General features: G+C 62.2%; 18 protein-coding genes. 4 read left to right on the forward strand and 14 right to left on the reverse strand.

Annotation, left to right across the window (positions count from 1 at the left end):
- Nucleotides 1–292 precede the first annotated feature (292 nt).
- A complete protein-coding gene (locus tag Q0X85_RS05180) occupies nt 293–508 on the reverse strand; it encodes a tautomerase family protein (protein ID WP_297769932.1) in 216 nt (71 codons plus the stop codon).
- 151 nt (nt 509–659) lie between these two features.
- On the opposite strand from Q0X85_RS05180, the gene Q0X85_RS05185 reads away from it, so the two are divergent.
- Nucleotides 660–1,379 (forward strand): helix-turn-helix domain-containing protein, encoded by a 720-nt coding sequence (locus Q0X85_RS05185; RefSeq protein WP_297769935.1) that lies wholly within the window; start codon nt 660–662, stop codon nt 1,377–1,379.
- A 91-nt stretch (nt 1,380–1,470) separates the two neighbouring features.
- On the opposite strand, the gene Q0X85_RS05190 is transcribed toward Q0X85_RS05185, so the two are convergent.
- The 7 genes from Q0X85_RS05190 to Q0X85_RS05220 form a co-directional block, all read right to left on the reverse strand.
- On the reverse strand, nt 1,471–2,271 hold the full coding sequence (locus Q0X85_RS05190) for a methyltransferase domain-containing protein (protein ID WP_297769937.1): 801 nt from the start codon (nt 2,269–2,271) through the stop codon (nt 1,471–1,473).
- 50 nt (nt 2,272–2,321) lie between these two features.
- The gene (locus tag Q0X85_RS05195; RefSeq protein ID WP_297769940.1) at nt 2,322–2,693 is read right to left on the reverse strand and encodes a nuclear transport factor 2 family protein; all 372 of its coding nucleotides are present in this window, start codon (nt 2,691–2,693) and stop codon (nt 2,322–2,324) included.
- A 53-nt stretch (nt 2,694–2,746) separates the two neighbouring features.
- Nucleotides 2,747–4,171 (reverse strand): hypothetical protein, encoded by a 1,425-nt coding sequence (locus Q0X85_RS05200; protein WP_297769943.1) that lies wholly within the window; start codon nt 4,169–4,171, stop codon nt 2,747–2,749.
- A gap of 70 nt (nt 4,172–4,241) precedes the next feature.
- Nucleotides 4,242–6,110, reverse strand: coding sequence for a BTAD domain-containing putative transcriptional regulator (locus tag Q0X85_RS05205; RefSeq protein WP_297769946.1), 1,869 nt, complete (start codon nt 6,108–6,110; stop codon nt 4,242–4,244).
- Between the two features lie 163 nt (nt 6,111–6,273).
- The gene (locus tag Q0X85_RS05210) at nt 6,274–6,669 is read right to left on the reverse strand and encodes a hypothetical protein (protein WP_297769948.1); all 396 of its coding nucleotides are present in this window, start codon (nt 6,667–6,669) and stop codon (nt 6,274–6,276) included.
- Between the two features lie 10 nt (nt 6,670–6,679).
- Nucleotides 6,680–7,378, reverse strand: coding sequence for a DUF3987 domain-containing protein (locus tag Q0X85_RS05215; protein ID WP_297769950.1), 699 nt, complete (start codon nt 7,376–7,378; stop codon nt 6,680–6,682).
- Between the two features lie 510 nt (nt 7,379–7,888).
- Entirely contained in the window at nt 7,889–9,058 is a 1,170-nt protein-coding gene (locus Q0X85_RS05220) for a tyrosine-type recombinase/integrase (RefSeq protein WP_297769953.1), read from the reverse strand.
- A gap of 240 nt (nt 9,059–9,298) precedes the next feature.
- Here Q0X85_RS05220 and dusA point away from each other — a divergent pair, with 240 nt between their 5' ends.
- Nucleotides 9,299–10,288, forward strand: a complete 990-nt coding sequence (dusA, locus tag Q0X85_RS05225) for a tRNA dihydrouridine(20/20a) synthase DusA (protein ID WP_297769975.1) — start codon at nt 9,299–9,301, stop codon at nt 10,286–10,288.
- A gap of 16 nt (nt 10,289–10,304) precedes the next feature.
- Here dusA and Q0X85_RS05230 read toward each other — a convergent pair whose 3' ends face one another.
- Entirely contained in the window at nt 10,305–11,198 is an 894-nt protein-coding gene (locus Q0X85_RS05230; protein WP_297769956.1) for a LysR family transcriptional regulator ArgP, read from the reverse strand.
- A 120-nt stretch (nt 11,199–11,318) separates the two neighbouring features.
- On the opposite strand from Q0X85_RS05230, the gene Q0X85_RS05235 reads away from it, so the two are divergent.
- Nucleotides 11,319–11,912, forward strand: a complete 594-nt coding sequence (locus tag Q0X85_RS05235) for a LysE/ArgO family amino acid transporter (protein WP_297769959.1) — start codon at nt 11,319–11,321, stop codon at nt 11,910–11,912.
- A gap of 96 nt (nt 11,913–12,008) precedes the next feature.
- On the forward strand, nt 12,009–12,929 hold the full coding sequence (locus Q0X85_RS05240; protein ID WP_297769961.1) for a DMT family transporter: 921 nt from the start codon (nt 12,009–12,011) through the stop codon (nt 12,927–12,929).
- 44 nt (nt 12,930–12,973) lie between these two features.
- Here Q0X85_RS05240 and choV read toward each other — a convergent pair whose 3' ends face one another.
- The 5 genes from choV to Q0X85_RS05265 form a co-directional block, all read right to left on the reverse strand.
- On the reverse strand, nt 12,974–14,002 hold the full coding sequence (gene choV, locus Q0X85_RS05245) for a choline ABC transporter ATP-binding protein (RefSeq protein ID WP_297769964.1): 1,029 nt from the start codon (nt 14,000–14,002) through the stop codon (nt 12,974–12,976).
- On the reverse strand, nt 13,999–14,835 hold the full coding sequence (choW, locus tag Q0X85_RS05250; protein ID WP_297769967.1) for a choline ABC transporter permease subunit: 837 nt from the start codon (nt 14,833–14,835) through the stop codon (nt 13,999–14,001). The genes choV and choW overlap by 4 nt, the downstream gene beginning before the upstream one ends.
- A complete protein-coding gene (locus Q0X85_RS05255; RefSeq protein ID WP_297769969.1) occupies nt 14,832–15,536 on the reverse strand; it encodes a hypothetical protein in 705 nt (234 codons plus the stop codon). Before Q0X85_RS05255 ends, choW begins: the two co-directional genes overlap by 4 nt.
- 64 nt (nt 15,537–15,600) lie before the next feature.
- On the reverse strand, nt 15,601–16,527 hold the full coding sequence (gene choX / locus Q0X85_RS05260) for a choline ABC transporter substrate-binding protein (RefSeq protein ID WP_297769971.1): 927 nt from the start codon (nt 16,525–16,527) through the stop codon (nt 15,601–15,603).
- A 104-nt stretch (nt 16,528–16,631) separates the two neighbouring features.
- Nucleotides 16,632–18,118, reverse strand: a 1,487-nt coding sequence (locus tag Q0X85_RS05265) for an ABC transporter substrate-binding protein (RefSeq protein WP_297769972.1), incomplete at its 5' end; no start/stop codon positions are given.

Below are 18,118 nucleotides of genomic sequence, written 5' to 3' on the forward strand. Positions count from 1 at the left end.
CAAGCTGGACGAGCCGGAGGCCCGCGCGCTCAAGCGCGACTTTGTCGCCTTCCACGACGGCTTCGCCACCGATCTCGGCGTCTGCGTGCCGCGCGACTACCTCGTTGCGGTCGGAACCCGGCGCTGATCGCGCCGCATCTGACTTCGGGCCTATTGCCCAATGGCAGAGTTTAGCTCACCAAGAGCCTGCCCGCCTTGCTCGTAGATGCAGTTTAGGCCTCTACGAATTTCGACCGAGCCCAGGGCGACGGCCAAGACCGGCCAACTAGGCCGGCCCAGGCGCCACCCTCGCTCATTCCGCGGCCATCGCCTTGATGTCATCGGTTCTCAGTGGATTGCCCCCGATGGCCCAATGGCCGCTGCGGATCTCTTTGACCCGCACCCAGGTAACCTGACGCATGTTCTCACCTTCGACCTCAACCATCGCATCGGTGAGCTTTTCGATCATCTTCGCTTTTTGTTCGTCATCGAAGACACCTTCGATCACTTCGATATCAACCAAGGGCATGGTTCAACTCCTTCGTGTGTTGCTTCGGTGAAACCAGATCTGCATGCGCAGTCCAAACCGGACCAGTTCAGCAAAAGAAGCAAACCCGCTACACGATCTGAAGTGGAGGGGAATGCGGACGAAATGTTTAGATCGAGGCAGAGGTGTCGAGATGTCAGATTCGAGTTATCCGAGATTCTGTCCCGTCGCGATGGCGGCGAGCCTGCTGGAGCCGCGCTGGACGATGCTGCTACTTAGCGAGTTGTGGTCTGGCTCCACCCGGTTCAACGAGATACAAAGAGGCGTCCCCGGCATGTCGCCGGGCCTCCTATCGAAACGCTTGAAGGAGCTGGAGGCCAACGGGCTCGTTCGGAAGAAGACCGTCGGCACAGGAGCCCACACGGAATACGTCACGACCGCTGTTGCTGATGAGCTCGAGCCGCTGATCCGGGGGTTGGGCGAGTGGGCCCACAGGAACATCGACAGCACGGTTTCGCTGCAGGATCTCGATGCGCAGCTGCTGATGTGGAATATTCGCCGAAGTATCAATCAGCTGGAGCTTCCAAGGCGAAAATGCGTCATCCAGTTCGTGCTCAACGAACCGCCGGACGATCCGGTCAATTATTGGCTGCTGTCCAGGCCCGGTGAGGAAACCGACCTCTGCTTCACCGACCCCAAGCACGAGGTTGACCTGTTCGTCGTGTGTGAACTTCGGGCACTTGCCTCCGCCTGGATGGGGCATTCGACCTTCAAGGCAGAGATTTCGGCCGGCAGGATTTGGCTCACTGGCGATGACCTGATGGGCCGCACACTCACCAGATGGCTCGTGCGAAGCAGCTTTGCCGAAAACGCGGGGGATGCGACGCCCGAGCACCAAAGGAACGTAGTCTAAAGCGTGTCGCTCTGTATCGGGTTCGTCTTCTTTGGGTGACAAGCGCCCGCCATGGGGCGGCGGGCGCGTCTTCTCGATCACGGAAGACCGATCAGGATCGCCGCGCGACCGCTGTCACGAACGGGTTGAAGCCGTAGAGCGTTCCGGCGTCGATCCGGCGCTGGCATTCTGCAATAAGCGCATCTGCGAGCGGCTGCCCGATGATCCCCTCCGCAACGAGGTGCCCGGTCGCGAATTTCGTCCAAACCGGGCCGCCGTGACCTTCGAGGTCAAGCCGGGTCTCGGTCCGGAAGATTTCGGTCTTGAACCCGGTCTCGGCCAGCAGCGGCCGCAGACGCCCGGAAAGCCACGGATCGGTCACGAAATTCCGCGAGAACCCGATGGCACAGGCCTCCATCGGGTCGTCAGGGCACAGCGCCAGCGAGAGCCGCGAGAAATCGGCGTCGCAGATCACCACCTGTCCGCCGGGGCGCAGGACACGAAACGCTTCGGCCAACAGCGCCTGCGGCTGCGTGACGTGGCTCAGAACGGTATGCAGGATCACCGCATCCACCGACGCGGCGTGCATGTGTTGCCGCGCCCCGTCGCAGGCCTCGAAGGCGAGGTTGGGGATATCCTTGCCTCGGCGACGGGCGTCCTCAATCAACTCGGTGGCCGGGTCGGTACCGATCACCTGTGTGCCGGGGCTGTGCCGCGCCGCCGCCCGCGCCACGGGCCCGGTGCCGCAGCCGATTTCCAGCAGCGTGCCCCCGTCGTGCCAGTCGAGATCGGCAAAATAGCGGTCGATGATTTCGGTCATCGCCGGATCGTCAGCCCGGTCCTCGAGCGCGTCGATGATCTGGCCGATCATCTCATCACCGGCGGAGGATACATCCTGAAATGGGTCTGGCATGACATACCGTCCTTTCTTTCGTCTGGTCAGTTTGGCGCGACGGACGGCCCTCAGGCGACCGTTGCCCAGGATTTGCAGGTGATGCGCCAGCCCTCACTGGTCCGTACCAGCGTGAAGAACTCGCGCGCGTCACCGCCGAAAAAGCCGCGCTCGTAGACGCGGGCAAGGCCGATGTTGCCGGCAATCTCCACATCCTCGATCTCGACCCGGTGGTCGTCGCCGGTCGCACCCGGTTCCAGTTCGGCGGCGGCCCAGTCGAAGAGCGTTTCGATGGGCGCGGCCATCAGATCCTCCCCGAAATCGCCGAACATGTTGGCGTGTTCGTGGAAGGCAGATCTGAGCAGCGCGATATCGGCGGTGCGCATGCCCTCGACATAGCGGTCGAGCGTTTCGCGGATTGCTGTGTCGTCATGGGTCTGCATGGTCCTCTCCTTCCTGTCTTGCGGTGTGACGAGCGGGACGGGCATGAGCCGCCTCAGCCCCAGTTGCGATCATGCCGCGCATGCGTCTCAAGATACCCACCCGGTCCGAAATGCTTGTCGTAAAAACCGGTATCGAGCCGGTGCGCCTGAAGATACATCTGCGCATGGATCGCCGGCACCGTGGCCGGAAAGCGCCCGAAAGTGTCAAAGACGTAACCGGCGATGAGCGCCACGCACTCCACGAAATCCTCGCCCATCGGCGCGGCGGCACCCCGGACTGTCGCGGTGTCGCGATAGGGGCCGGGGGTGGCGGCGTTGTAGGGGCCACCGGGGCCGAACTTGCGCTCCACGACCGCTTCGACCGCTGCGCGCATCGACGGGTAATGCGGCGGCGTATGGCCCTCGAACACGCCGTCGCGCCCGGTGACATGCGGCAGCGGTTTGCCCTCGATCATATCGAAACGAAAGCCCAGACCGGGCACCTTCGGATCACCGCTTGCCCCCAGCAGGGAGAACGGGTTGAGACCCTCGTACATCCAGCCGCCAAGCCCGATCGCCTGCAACATCAGCGCGCCAGCATAACAGGCGGTTGAGGATTCAACCGTGACCTCGGTCACGCCCAGTTGCTCCATGTAGCTCAGCGGATAGGGGTTTTCTGTATCCACGAGATGCCCGAACCGCGCGATACCCGGGATCGACCGGCCGTTAATGTCGTCATAGATGCTGGCACCGTTCTGTACGACATAGGCCAGCACCAGGATCATGTGTTGCGCCAGATCGGCCACCGGGATGATCAGCGTGCTGCCCGGCACATTGGCACACCATGCGTTGTGCATCTCCATGTGCCGCGGCGCGCGCGGCACCTCCAGCCGGTGGTCGTCGAGCGTCACGATCCGTTCGCGATGCGCCGCGATCCAGGCCGCGAGGTCGGTCGCGCCATCCCCGGTCTCGGCGGCGACGGCAGGCATGTCGCGCGTCGGCAGAAAATACGTGCCGTCGTCATCGGTGAAGAAGAACTCGACCGTGTGATACCCCGCTGCAGACGGAAACGACCTGCCACCGGCAGCGCCTGCATAGTTGGGAATGTTTGGCGCGTAAAAGCGGTTATGCGGGATCAGGTTGGCCCAGCCGGTATTGCCCGTCACCGTGGCCAGCAGCAGCATCTGCTCGGTCTCGTCCAGCGGCTCTGGATCCTCGGTCGAGCTATAGGCAAGCGGGCCGTCGGGGATGGCCGTGCCCTTGGCAAAGCGCCGGGACCGGCGACCATGGATCGCCTCGATCAGCGGAAAGCGCGCCGCCTCTTTCAGGCCGGGTGCGACATCGGTGAATCCGCCGAGGTAGAGCCGCCCACGGGTCTGCAGCGTGTCGGCCGTGGCCTTGAGGCCCAGCCCGCCCATCGCCGCACCCGCGCCGATCATCGCGGCCCCAAGCGCGGTGCGTCGGGTAATCTGCGTCGGGGTCTCGTTGGGGAGTTGCATGTTCGCCTCCTGCTGTCTTCGGTGTAGTGACATTTGGCAGTAGACCTGATTCGCGTCGGAAAACCGTTGGTCAGCCCGGGACCCCGGCCGCACGCAGCGCCTGCACAAGATCATCCCGTACCCGGTCATCGCGAAACCCCAGCGCCGCGACAAGGTCGCGCACGCGCGGCTCGGGAACCAGGCGATGCAGCTCACGAACCTCCTCGCTTGCCCGGTCGCGCTCGCCCAGATGATCAAGCGCGGCGATCTCAAACGCCTTGCTCTGTTCGTTGGGCTGAGACATGCGGCCAAGCACGGCGCAGGCGTCCCGGCAGTTGCCACGAAGATACTGCGCCATCCCCATTCCCCAGAGATACCAGTCGGGATAAAACGGGTTCAGCCGCATCGCGCGCTCCAGCCGGTTGACCGCCTCCTCCGCCCGGCCTTCAAACATCAGCGGCCAGGCGCAGTTGGCGAGGGCATCCGAGTTGTTGGGGTTGAGCGCGAGGGCACGGTCGAAGCAGTCCAGAGCGGCGGCATTGTCGCCTGCAGCCAGATACGCTGCCCCGAGCGCCCAATGTGCAAAATCAAGGTCCGGGTCCAGCTCCACCGCTTTTCGGGCATACGCCTCGGTGCGCGCAATGGCGTCGCGGGGATCGTCGGTCCAGCCCATATATACCTCGAAAAACCAGGTCCATGCGAGCCAACAGTGCGCGGTCACCGATGTCGGCGAGAGCGCAAGCGCCTGCTCGAAATGGCCGCGCGCGGTGCGCATGTCCTCCTTGAGGAATTTTTCCTTGAGCATCATGCCGCGCATCATGTGGTCATGGGCGCTCAATTCGGCCTCGGGCATGGCGCGGGCTCGCCGTGCCTCGTTGCGTTGCACGATGCCCTTGTATCCGCGCAGCGTGGCCACGATCCGGGCCACCACCTCGTCCTGCACGCTCAGGATTGCTCCGCGCGGTCGGTCGAACCGCTCGCTCCACACCACGGCATTGCGAAGCCCGTCCGTGAGTTCAACGTCGAGCCGCAGCCAATCCTCGTCCATCCGGACACGCCCCTGCAACAGATAGCGCACGCCCAGCTCACCGGCGATCTCCGCAGCGCCAAGCATCGTCTCGCGATAAACATCAGCCGAGTCGCTGGCGACGACGAAAAGCGCCCGGTCCCGCGCCAACCCGGTGCGCAGATCCGCTTCCAGCCCTTCGACGAGGTGTGCCGTCTTCCCACCGGTCAGGTCCGCGAAGGGCATCACGACGATGGAGGGTTTCTCCGGCCTTCTAAGCGCCGCACGCGGCAGGCGGCCGTCGGCCTGACGAATATGGGCCGCCAGTCTTTCAGTTGCCGCGTCCGGCGTGGCGCCCAGATCTGCCGCCAGTTCGTCGCGGAACGCCGCGTATCGCCGCAGCGCATCCGCTCGCCGACCGAGACCACTCAGCGCCCGCATCACCCCCCGGACACCCAATTCGCTGAGCGGATCCAGAACCAAAATCTGTTCTGTCGTGTGATGCGCCGCCCCGAAGCGCGCCTCCGCCAGACACGTCTCCATGGCCGCAACCATCGTGTTCAACGCGGCGTCGCGCAGCCGCGCCCGCTCTTCCGCGCACCAATGGTCGAATCCGGGTGTTCCAATCTCGAGCCCGACAAGAAAATCGCCCGCAGTCGTCGCACAGTCTCTTTTCTCAAAATCGAGATCGGTCGCGATCGCAGCCTGCTTCAAGGAAACCCGGTCCCGCGCCTGCCGGACAATCTTGTCGGCACCGAAGCCCATCGCTCTGCGCATTTCGTGCAACGTGCCTCGCAGGGCCCTGCGCGCATCGCGATCGGGCCTCCCCGGCCAGAAGAGTTCGGACAAGTGATCCCGGGCGGCACCAGCGTCTCCGGCACGCGCCAGATAGACGAAGAGCGCGAGGGATTTATTTGTCGGGAAGCGGATCGGAGAGCCGTCCGCATCAAGCACCCGCGCTCTATCACAGAGCCGGAGAAAGACGCATGGGAGGCTATCTGAACTGCGTCGCGTCATATGGCACGATGATACCAGATATAACACAGCTGAGCCATAAGTGAGGCTATTTCACTGCCCGGCGCCAACGCATCGATAGAATTTCTACCTTGCTATTCGATTAAGGCATGGCGCAAGAATGCCTCCGGACAACACGCTTTTGCGCCGAGTGTCCGCTATCGGTGTTGTAATCAGTGCCCAATACCTCCGCAGCGAAAGCCCGCTTTCCGCCCCCGAATGCGAGATTGATCTTGGCACCCTTGACGAGCTTGTCGACTCTCTCGAAGGAGATTTCCTCTGCGTCAACCAATTCGGCAATCACTTCGCGCAGGAAAACCTCTAAGATTGTGATCAGCCGGATGGGCACGAACTGAATGTGCAGGGGTGCGATCCCAGTGATGGCATCAACCTCGGCGCGGAGATGGTCGATCTGGCGTACCAAATCCATCCCAGGTCGATGTTGATCTCCACGACGGGCGTTCCAGTCGATGATCTGTTGATAGGATGAACGGCGCATTGTTCCGAACTCATGCTTGGCTGAACCGACACTTAATAGACGGCACAGAGTCCGCAAAGCTTCGCACAGAAGCCCTTCTGAGGTTGATCGTGGTTGAAGTGGGAGGCACATAGCCGTCGCCTTCCTGACCGACGCGCGGACGGAAGAAATAATCGCCGTCCCAGAATTTCGACACGATACCGCTTGTCTTCGCGCGTTGGTCTTTCGACATGGAATGACCTCCCCAGAAACTGGCAGCTTCATCGGTGAACCAGCCAAGAAACCCGCATCCTGACGCAATTGTCTTGAAGGCACCCTCGACCGTGGGTTCCGTCACGAGGAAACTCGGACAGACCGGGGCAGAGGGCTTTTCTTCTCCGCGCCCTGCGCTTGCGAGTTCGGACTTGTGACGCGCCATGGCGATCGCGTGTTCCTTGCGGAGACGCATGATCACCCGGTCTATTCCGGTTTTCGGGATTTTGTCCGCGGCACGCTTGCGCTCGCCGGACAACGCGATCGTCACGAAGGCTGCCGTCGCGTTCGAGGGCGATCCGAGCGTTTGGACCTTCGCCCGGCTTCCCGCGACAAGCGAGGCTACGGACAGGACGGATTGCGCGGCAAGCGCGGCCGGCCCTTGTGTCTTCCTTACGATTGCCTCGGCCGCGCTACGGAGCTTCGGAGTCAGGCAGTCGAGGGGGAAACCGCCGGTTGGTGGCTCCGCATGGGGCAACCGCGTAGGTTCCCGGGGCGGCGGGGCGGATTCCCCTGCCGGGACTGTAAATTTCGGCTTCGACGCTTTCGCGTCACTCCTGCCGACGAGGGATTTAATGCGGGCAAGAATTCCTGATCTCCGTTGCTGCTCGGGTTGTGATCAGGAAATCGGTCGATCGGTTTTCCGGTGGAAACGGGAGGCAACGGAATCTTGCGGCGAAGGCAGTTTTTTGCGTTGCTCAGGCGGATTGCAAAGACGGCTAGATACCGGGATCTAATGGACGCAGAGCGGGGTGCTTTGCGAGCGACCAATCAGTGCGCTCCATGATGGCGTCGGTATCGGCTACGAAGGTTGCGCCGCCCACAGCGCGGCGAGAGAACCGCGATCTCCTGGAGGCTGCTCGCATTCCCGACCGCTATGCGAACTCCCTCAGATGGCATGGGGCACGGCTGACCGATCTCGCGGCTCGGCTGCCGGGATGAAGTCACAGGCCCCGATCTTGGGATCGGGGCCTGTGACGCAAAGCTACTACTTGATCGACCTTTTCGCTTTTTCCGAAACGGCAGCTTGTTTCATTTTACGGCTTGCAAGTCCCTTTTTTAGAGCATCAACGCGCTTGGGTGTTTCTGGCTGGAAAACAACACCCCACCATTTCCAACCTTCAAGTTGATCTCCGATTTTCTCAAGATTGGTGTAAATCTCGAGAGATGACCATGAGCGATGACCGGACATCATCCGGACTTTAGCCGCAGACCAGCCCATCTCGAAGGCTCGAGAGATCGCTTCGTGCCGGAGATCATGAAAGTGTAGATCTTCAATACCTTCGAAGAGTTCAACACGACGAGTAAATGCGGTTGACAGACTATCAGATGCATATGGAAAGATTTTTTCGTCGACCTTCGGCATTGACGAGATGATCTGAAGCGCTTCGTTGCTGAGCAGCCCCCAGACGTCATTGCCTTTCCTCTGCCCGGGATGTTTCATATCACGCACCAGGATTTTCTTGTCTTCGTAGTTAATATCGGCCCATCGAATTCTTGTTATTTCCGAGAGCCGGCGTGAAGACGCAATGGCGAAAGCGATGATCTTATGTAACGGAGCGGCATTGCTTCGCGAGGACCGAGCGAAGGCTTCTTCCATCAGGACGGTCAGTTCTTCGAGCGTCGGCCGTCTATCGCGCTTATTGGCCTTGCCGACGATCTTGAGTTTGCGAAGCGTTCTCATGGCGCTTTGCATATCCTCGTATTTCAGAGGGATTTTGTAGGCCGTTTCTGCAACGGTGAAGAGGCCATATAGGTGCTGCATGTAATTGTTTACGGTCGCGGCGCATCGGCCCTCTTTTTTCACAGCGCGTGCAAGATCAACGAGAAATGTTGGATCAACCTCGTGACACCCAACATTAGTCTCATCCATGCCCTCAAGGGTCCGCAGGCACTGTATAATCGTCTTTCCGACTTCCTTTTCGATGTCCAGCCGGTAGCGCTTGATCAGCTCGGCGAAGGTGCCGGCTGGAGTAGGGAGCGAGAAGGTGCCCTCATGCCAAGCTTTCTCCGTCCGGGTGGCCCACTTCTCTGCCAACTTGAGCTGCGAAAAGGTTGCTGACCTCGAGAAGATCACCTTCCCGCCCTTTTTGATGCGCACCTGGGCGGTGAAGCTCGGTTTGCCGTTCGTTTTGTTTCTTTTCGTGATGGTTGCCATTTTCAGCCCTTTCCTTGTTGGAAGGACGATGGGTTCGACTGCTTTTGCCCGGAAAAAGGGGAGCAAAATTTTTTGTTGGCGTTCCCGCAGGCGGGTGCGTGACGTCCGCTGGTGCCGGTGCTACAAGACGCTCTCCGAGTGCTACAATTGTAGCACCGGCTGTCGAAATCGCCGCCAATAGTGGCGAATGATCGCATATCGTAGCCGCCATCGACGGAGGGCCAGTCAGTGAAACAAGGGATTCGCAGCACGACTGATGCTTCCCGTCTGTCCGTTGCACCCATGATGGACTGGACCGACAAGCATTGCCGGTATCTACACCGTCTGCTCAGCCGTCGCGTCCTGCTTTATACCGAGATGGTGACTACGCCTGCGCTGGTGCGCGGCGGGGCTTTGCATCTGCTCGATCACAGCCCTAACGAGCATCCGGTGGCCTTGCAGCTTGGCGGCTCCGATCCGAAAGAGTTGGCGCAGGCGGCGCGGTTGGGGGCTGAGGCGGGCTATGACGAGATCAACCTCAATTGCGGCTGTCCTTCGGATCGGGTGCAGTCTGGCACGTTCGGCGCGGTTTTGATGGAACATCCCGCGCTCGTGGCAGAGTGCTGCGCGGCCATGATCGATGCGCAACCCCGTGAGGTTACGGTCAAGTGCCGGATTGGAGTGGACGATCAGAACCCCGAAGAGGTCTTGCCCGAGTTTCTGGCGCGCATCGTCGCCGTCGGGGTTCAGCGCGTGACAATCCATGCGCGCAAGGCGTGGCTGGATGGCCTCAGCCCCAAGGAAAACCGCGATATTCCGCCTTTGGAGTATGAACTGGTGCAGCGGATGAAGGGGCTGTTTCCCAACCTGCATATTTCCATCAACGGGGGTGTCACCTCGCTTGATCAAGCGGTCGCGCTGCTGGATCAGGGGATGGACGGGGTGATGATTGGCCGCGCGGCCTATCATCAACCTGCCGATATTCTCTGCGCTGCGGACCGACTTGTATTTGGCGGTAAGGGCCCCGACAGCACGCCAGAGGCCGCTGTATGGGCGATGCTGCCCTATATCGAGGCGCATCTTGTTGCCGGTGGCAAGCTCAGCCAGATCACCCGGCATATGCTCGGCCTCTTTGCGGGCCGCCCGGGCGCGCGGGCGTGGCGGCGTCAGCTGTCCGAAGGTGCGGCCCGGCCCAATGCGGGACCGGATCTTGTGGCACGCGCGCTGGATGAAATCATGACGATGGCATGAGCGTCGGCCAAGACTGTCAGGGCGCGCCCGCAGGCCGTAGCCCGCGCGCTGCCGCACGTTTCAGCGCCCGGGTCAAAGGGCTGAGCTGTGCGCCGAGCAATCGACTGGATTGCCAATGGAGGTCCGTGTCGAGCGGATGGCCCGGACAAAGTTCGCAGAGTCTCCCGCGCGCGAGGTCCTTTTCCACCAAAGCGTGCGGATTCATGCCCCAACCGAGGCCGAGACGCGCGGCGGTTGCGAACCCCTCTGACGAAGGCAGGCGGTGACAGGGCGGAGCGAGACTCGCCCCCGTGAGAGCGGTAATCCAGCGGTGTTGCAGCTGGTCGCGGCTGTCGAATTGCAGCATCGGTGCGTCTGCGAGTGTTTTGGCCGTGACACCCTCCGAGAAATGCCGGGTGATGAAATCGGGGCTGGCGGTGGCGACATAGCGCAAGTGACCCAGCAGTGTCACATCGCAGCCCGGTAGCGGGGTTGCGCGCGACGTAACTGCGCCAAGCACCTCGCCTTGCATCAGCAGATCATGCGCCGTGTCCTGATCGTCGATCACCAGATCAAAGAGATAGTCCGGCAGCCGCGCGAGCGCCTCGGGCAGCCATGTGGCAAGACTGTCGGCATTGACGGCGATCCGAAGCCGGGTCTGTGGTGCAGGCGCAAGGCCGGCAAGATCGCGCGAAAGAGTTTGCTCCAGCAGTGCCACCTGCTCGGCATGAGCCGCGACGCGCTGGCCAACTGCGGTTGCGGTACATGGCGTGGCGCGATGGACAAGCTGTGCGCCGATGCGGGTCTCAAGTGCCTTGAGCCTTTGCGAGATAGCCGACTGGGTGAGGCCGAGATGCCGCGCGGCGCCCTCGAAACTGCCAGTGTGCAGGATCGCGGTCAGGGCAACGAGGGGATCGGTTGGAAGCTTCATAAGATCTGCTTATGATAAATGATTATAATGAACTTGGATAATGCCGCGACTGCCAATAGGCAAGCCTCGAGCCGTTGGACGCTGGTTTCTGGTAATTTCACCAAGACGAAGGGGCAGAACATGCAGGCAGGGTTGGCGGGTTTCGCCTTGGGCTTTTCGCTGATCCTCGCGATAGGGGCGCAGAATGCATTTGTGCTGCGACAGGGGGTTCGGCGCGAGCATGTTTTGGCGGTCGTACTGGTCTGCGCCTTGTCTGACGCCGTTCTGGTCGCTGTGGGTGTCAGCGGATTTGGCGCGCTGGCCGAGGCGGTGCCGGGGCTTGAACGGGTCATGCGCTATGGCGGGGCGACGTTCCTGCTGGTCTATGGCGCGCGCAGTTTCCATGCCGCGTGGCGAGGAGGCGCGGTACTGGAGGCGAGCACAGGGACAGGCAGCCTGCGGCGTGCGGTGCTAACATGTCTGGCTCTGACGTGGCTCAACCCGCATGTCTATCTGGATACGGTGGTGCTGTTGGGTTCGGTTTCGGCGCAATATGAGGACCGGCTTGGCTTTGGCATGGGGGCCGTCTGTGCAAGTTTTGTTTTCTTCTTCGCCCTGGGCTTTGGCGCGCGCCTGCTGGCCCCTCTTTTTGCCCGCCCGGTCAGCTGGCGTTTGCTCGATGTTGTGGTCGGTGCCTTGATGTGGACGATTGCGGCGGGACTCTTGTTTGGTTAGCCATGCGTTTATCGGGACGTGGTGTTGCGCTTGGCGCATGGGAAACCACGTCGCGCACGCTCGACAGATCTAGCGCGGCGTGAGTTAATACCGTCCATGAGCGCGAATGAAGGTATCAGGGCAGAGGCTGCCGCGCGCCCCGGGTGGGGCGTGTTCTGGATGGTGGTGACGGGGCTTCTCTTCGTGGGGGTCACGGCGCTGGTGAAGGTTCTGGGCACGCGGGTGCCCGCACCGCAGGCGGCGTTCCTCCGTTATGCTATGGGGCTGGTCTTTTTGCTGCCGCTTCTGACCACGTTGCGCGATCTGCGGCTCGACCGGGGGACATGGGCGCTCATCGGCGCGCGTGGGGCGTTTCATACGTTGGGCGTGGCGCTGTGGTTCTATGCCATGGCGCGCATCCCGATCGCCGATGTGACGGCCATGAATTACCTCTCGCCGATCTATGTGACGCTTGGCGCGGCCCTTTTCCTCGGCGAGACGCTGGCGGCGCGGCGGGTGATGGCGGTGGTAGTGGCCCTTTGTGGCGCACTGATCATCCTGCGCCCCGGTTTTCGCGAAGTGGGCACTGGCCATCTGGCGATGCTGTTCACGGCGATCTTTTTCGGCGGCTCTTACTTGCTGGCCAAGATGATCTCGGGCCGTGTCAGCGCGGGTGTGGTGGTGGCGATGCTGTCGATCACGGTGACGGTGGGGCTTGCGCCGATGGCCTGGGCGGTCTGGGTGACGCCGACCTGGTGGGAACTGGTCGTCCTCTTCGGCGTGGCCTGCCTGGCCACGGGCGGGCATTACACGATGACGCTGGCGTTCCGCTCGGCACCTCTTGCAGTGACGCAGCCGGTGACGTTTCTGCAACTGGTCTGGGCCGTGCTGTTGGGCGCGTTGGTTTTTGGCGAGGGCGTGGATATCTTCGTTGTGCTGGGCGGGACGGTCATCGTGGCCTCGGTCAGCTTCATCTCGTGGCGCGAGGCGGTGCTCAAGCGACGAGTGACCCCCCCGGTCTCGGCCACTAAAGTCTGAGCGGCTGTTTTCGAGTATTTATGGAACGATGAAATGCGCAGATTTCAGCCGCGCGGGTCGAGCAGCTTGGCGAGGATGCGGTTACGGGTGATCTGGCCGAGGAGTTTGCCGTTCTCCTCCACACCCACCGGCGTGTCGTGGCCCTGTGCCTTTTCCATCACCTGCTGGATGGTCGCGCCGGGCGGCACGGTCGAGGTCGGCGTGCCACTGGCCGCCTCCATCACGTCGCGCGCGCAGAGCACGCCCAATGGGTTCATATGGGCCACGAATTCGGCCACATAGTCGGTCGCGGGGTTGGTGAATATCTCTTGCGGGGTGCCGCATTGCACGATGCGCCCGCCTTCCATGATGGCGATGCGGTCGCCCAGCTTGAACGCCTCGTCAAGGTCGTGGCTGACGAAGATGATCGTGCGTCCGAGGGTCTTTTGCAGGTCGATGAGCTCGTCCTGTAAATGGTTGCGGATCAGCGGGTCGAGCGCCGAGAATGGCTCGTCCATCAGAAGGATCGGCGCATCGGTGGCGAAGGCGCGGGCGAGCCCGACGCGCTGTTGCATGCCGCCCGACAATTCGCCCACCTTGCGGTCAGCCCAGTCGGAGAGATTGACGAGGGCAAGCTGGTCGGTGACTCGCTGTGCGCGTTCGTCCTTGGGGATGCCCGCAAGTTCGAGGCCAAGCCCCACGTTCTCGGCCACGGTGCGCCAGGGCAAAAGGCCGAATTGCTGGAACACCATCGCGATATGATGCTGCCGCAAGCGGCGAAGGGTGGCGGCGTCGGCATGGGTGACGTCAACCATCTGCGTGCCGTCATGCACCTCGACCATGCCACGCGCCACCGGGTTGAGCCCGTTTACGGCCCGCAGAAGCGTGGACTTGCCCGAGCCCGAGAGGCCCATCAGTACGAGGATCTCGCCCGGTGCCACCGACAGATCGCAGTCATGCACGCCCAGAACCTGGCTCGTGGCGTGCTGGATATCGGAGCGGGATTGTCCGTCATCCATCAGGGGCAGGGCAGTCTCGGGCGCGTCGCCGAAGACGATAGAGACGGATTTGAAGTTGACGCTGGCTTCGGTCATTTGCGGCCCTCCATGCGCAGCATCCGGTCGAGCACGATGGCGACGACAACGATCATCAGACCCGACTCGAACCCGAGCGCGATATTGACAGTGTTGATCGCGCGCAGCACCGGCACGCCGAGCCCGTCCGCGCCCACCAGCGCGCCGATCACCACCATCGAGAGCGACAGCATGATGGTCTGGTTGAGCCCCGCCATGATCTGCGGCAGGGCGTAGGGCAGTTCCACCTTCCACAGGGTCTGCCGGTTGGTGGCCCCGAACGCTTGCGCGGCCTCAAGCAGCGGCTGCGGCGTGTTGGAGATGCCCAGATGCGTCAGGCGGATGGGGGCGGGCACGACGAAGATCACCGTGGCAATGAGCCCCGGCACCATGCCGATGCCAAAGAACACGATGGCCGGGATCAGGTAGACGAAGGGCGGCAGCGTCTGCATCAGGTCGAGCACCGGGCGCAACCCGTCATAGAGCCGGGGGCGGTGGGCGGCGGCGATGCCGATGGGCACGCCCATGGCCATGCAGAAGATGCAGGACGACAGCACCAGCGTGAGGCTCTCGGTGGTTTCCTCCCAATAGCCCTGATTGAGGATGAAAAGGAACCCGAGGAAGACGAAAAGGCAGGTCTTCCAGTTGCGCTGAAGCGCCCATGTGAGGCCGACGAACACCGCGATGATGATCAGCGGGTGCGGAGTTTGCAGCACCCAGAGGAAGGCGTCGATCAGCGTCTCCATGAGAATGGCCAGCGCATCGAAGAAACCGGCGGCATTGTCCTGGAGCCAGAGAAAGAAATCCTCGGCCCATTGGCCCACGGGGATCTTGTGATCGCTCAGCCAGTTCATGCAAAAGCCTTTCCTTGAGTGGATGCGCCGTCTGAAAGGTCGGTCAGGAATCGCGCATCACCTTGCGCCCATCCGAGCGTCAGCGCCATCCCATTGGGCAAGACTTTGGACCCGGCCCGATCATGGCCTGCCTCGATCCCGAGTGCTGCGGCAAAGTCTTCGAAATCTCCGAGCCACCGGGCCTCGGGCGAAAAGGATTGCACAATCATTGCCGCGTCTCTCAGGCCGAAGCGGTGAGCCTCTGCGATCGCAGCCGTGGTTCGGTGGATAAGCTGGTACCGCAGGGTTTCGGGCGGCGGAAAGGGCAGACCAAGCCAGTCGCACAGCGCGGTCAGCCTGTCCCTCTTGCCGCGACTGGCGTCTTTGAACCAGACACCGACCGTGTCGCCGAACGGTTCCGCGACCTTGGCCTCTACCGCGACGCTGATGGTTCTGGTTCCTTCTCTCACAAGCGCGAATACATCGCACTGGCTGTCGCGTCGTCCCCCCGGCAGCGGCACCTTGTGTTCGGGGAAAGCAAACAGAAGTTCCGGAATACCCCCAAGCAGGCGGGCGATCTCCGGAGGAAGCGCACCACCGGCGGCCTCACAGCTTTGGGCCGTCGCCATGGCCGAGTACCCGGCCCGCCAATGCTTGTCGGGATTGGCCAATCCGGCGCGCCAGTCGGCCAGACCGCAAGTGGGACGAAAGATGCGGTTCATGTTTTCTGTGCGGCTTTAGGCGAGCGACGCGCCTCCGATTGCGGGAGGCGCGTCAGTGTCATCTTCACAGCCCCAACTCGCCCTTGACCGCCGCCATGGCGTCGCCGCCATCCTGCGTGGTCACGCCGTCGAGCCAGCCGTCGAGCACACCGGGATTGGCCTTGAGCCATGCGGTGGCCGCCTCTTCGGGGTCGGTGCCATCATCAAGGATCGCAGCCATGATCTCGTTTTCCATGGCCAGCGTGAACGAGAGGTTCTCCAGCAGCTTGCCGACGTTCGGGCAGTCCTCGACATAGCCCGCACGGGTGTTGGTGTAGACCGTGGCACCGCCCAGATCGGGGCCGAACCAGTCATCCCCACCGGTCAGATAGGTCATGTCGTGATTGGCGTTCATCGGGTGTGGTTCCCAGCCGAGGAAGACGATGGGTTCCTCGCGGCGGTCGGCGCGGCTGACCTGCGCCAGCATGCCCTGTTCGGAGCTTTCCTTGACGTCGAAACCGGCAAGACCGAAGGCATCGGCCTCGATCATGTCGAGGATCAGGCGGTTGCCGTCATTGCCGGGCTCGATGCCGTATATCGTCTCGTCGAGCGCGTCGGCATGCTCGGCGATGGTGCCGAAAGAGGTGATTCCGAGGTCGGCCCCGGCGGCATTGGTGGCGAGCGTGTATTTGGCGCCTTCGAGGTTGGCGCGCACGGTATCGACGGTGCCTGCCTCGCGGTAGGGGGCGATATCGCCTTCCATCGTGGGCATCCAGTTGCCCAGGAACACGTCGATATCACCGGCCGCGAGCGAGGTGTAGGTGACCGGCACCGAGAGCACCTTGGTCTCGGTCTCATAGCCCAGAGCCTCAAGTACCACGGTGGTGGCGGCGGTGGTGGCGGTGATGTCGGTCCAGCCCACGTCGGAGAAGGTGACGCTCTCGCAATTGGCAAGCGCGGGGCCTGCGGCGGTAGCGAGGGCAAGGGCGGAAAGGGTGGTCTTGAAGGTCATGTGCATGTCTCTCCCGTTATGGATTGTCCGGGCGCGTGGCCCGCTTGGCCAAGGGCCCGGAGGATGATCCCCCGGGCCCCGGCATGTCTGTCAGGCGGTCAGGCTCAGGCCATCCACCAGCGTTCGACAAAGCGCATGCCGTCCACATCCCAGTTGGAACTCATCTCTTCGGTATGGGCGACTTTGGTCGAATTGCCGAACACCCAGTTGGCGAACATCGGGATGATGACCCCACCTTCGTTCGAGACCAGCGCCTGCATCTCGTAATACATCTCACGGCGCTTGTCCTCGTCGAGTTCCGAGCGGGCCTTGATCATCAGCTCGTCGAACCGTTCGTTGCACCAGAAGCTGTCGTTCCATGACGCGCCGCACTGATAGGCGGTCGAGAACATCTGATCCTCGACAACGCGACCCGACCAGTAGACCGAGACGAAGTCCTTTTTCATCCACACGTCCGACCAATACCCGTCATTCGGCTCTCGTGACGGGGTGAGATTGATCCCCGCATCCGCAGCGGAGCTCTGGTAAAGCACGGCGGCATCCACAGCGCCGACAAAGGCCGCGTCTGCGGCGGACAGTGTGACATCGACGCTATCGAGACCGGCTTGCTTGAGATACCATTTCGCCTTGTCGGGATCGTAGGCTTTCTGCTCCAGCTCGCTGTTATAAAACCGCTGGCCCTGACCGATCGGATGGTCGTTGCCGATCGAGCCGTAGCCAAACAGGATCTTGTCCACGAGTTCCTGCCGGTTCACACCATATTTCAGGGCCTGGCGGACATTGTTGTCGTTATAGGGGGCCTCGCGGGTGTCCATCGCGAAGGTGTAGTGTTGCGTGCCGGCCACCGCGTTGATCTGGATATCCGGACGGCGCGACAGCAGGCCCACGGTCTTGAGGTCGAGCCGGTCGGCCACCTGCACGTCGCCCGAGACCAGTGCGGTTGTGCGGGCGTTCTGGTCGACGATGGCAATGATTTCGGCACTGTCGAACCAGGCCACGTCATCGCGCCAGTGGCCTTCATGCCGCTCTACGCTGTAGGAAACGCCGGGGTTGAAATTGATCAGCTCGTAGCTGCCGCAGCCGTCACCCGAGCGCCAGTCGATGCTGTCGCCATCGGCGGGACAGATTGTCAGGTGATAGTCGCTGAGGATGAACGGAAAGTCTGCATTGCCGCCGTCGAGGGTAAAGACCACGGTATCGTCTCCCTCGGTCGCGATGTCGTGAATCGGGGCCACGATGGGGCCGGCGGCCGAGGTCGAATCCTCGCCCCGATGGAAGTTGATCGAGTTAACCACATCCGCAAGCTCAAGCGGTTTGCCAGAGTGGAAGGTGACACCCTTGCGAATCTTGACGCGCCAGACCTTGGCATCTGGCGAGGCTTCCCAGCTCTCGGCCAGCTCCGGCTTGAGCGAGCCGTCTTGTGCAACCTCGGTGAGGTGGCCGTGGATGGCGTAGGAAAGCGATGTGGTGAAGCTGTTCTCATAGGTGCCGGGGTTCAGCGTGTCGGTGGTCTGACCGTGGCCGATGGCGGCGCGCAGGTGGCCGCCGCGCTTGGGCTGCGCGCGTGCGCTGAGCGGCAGGCCCGCGGCCA

It is taken from the genome of uncultured Roseovarius sp. (genome assembly GCF_947259555.1).
GTDB lineage: Bacteria > Pseudomonadota > Alphaproteobacteria > Rhodobacterales > Rhodobacteraceae > Roseovarius.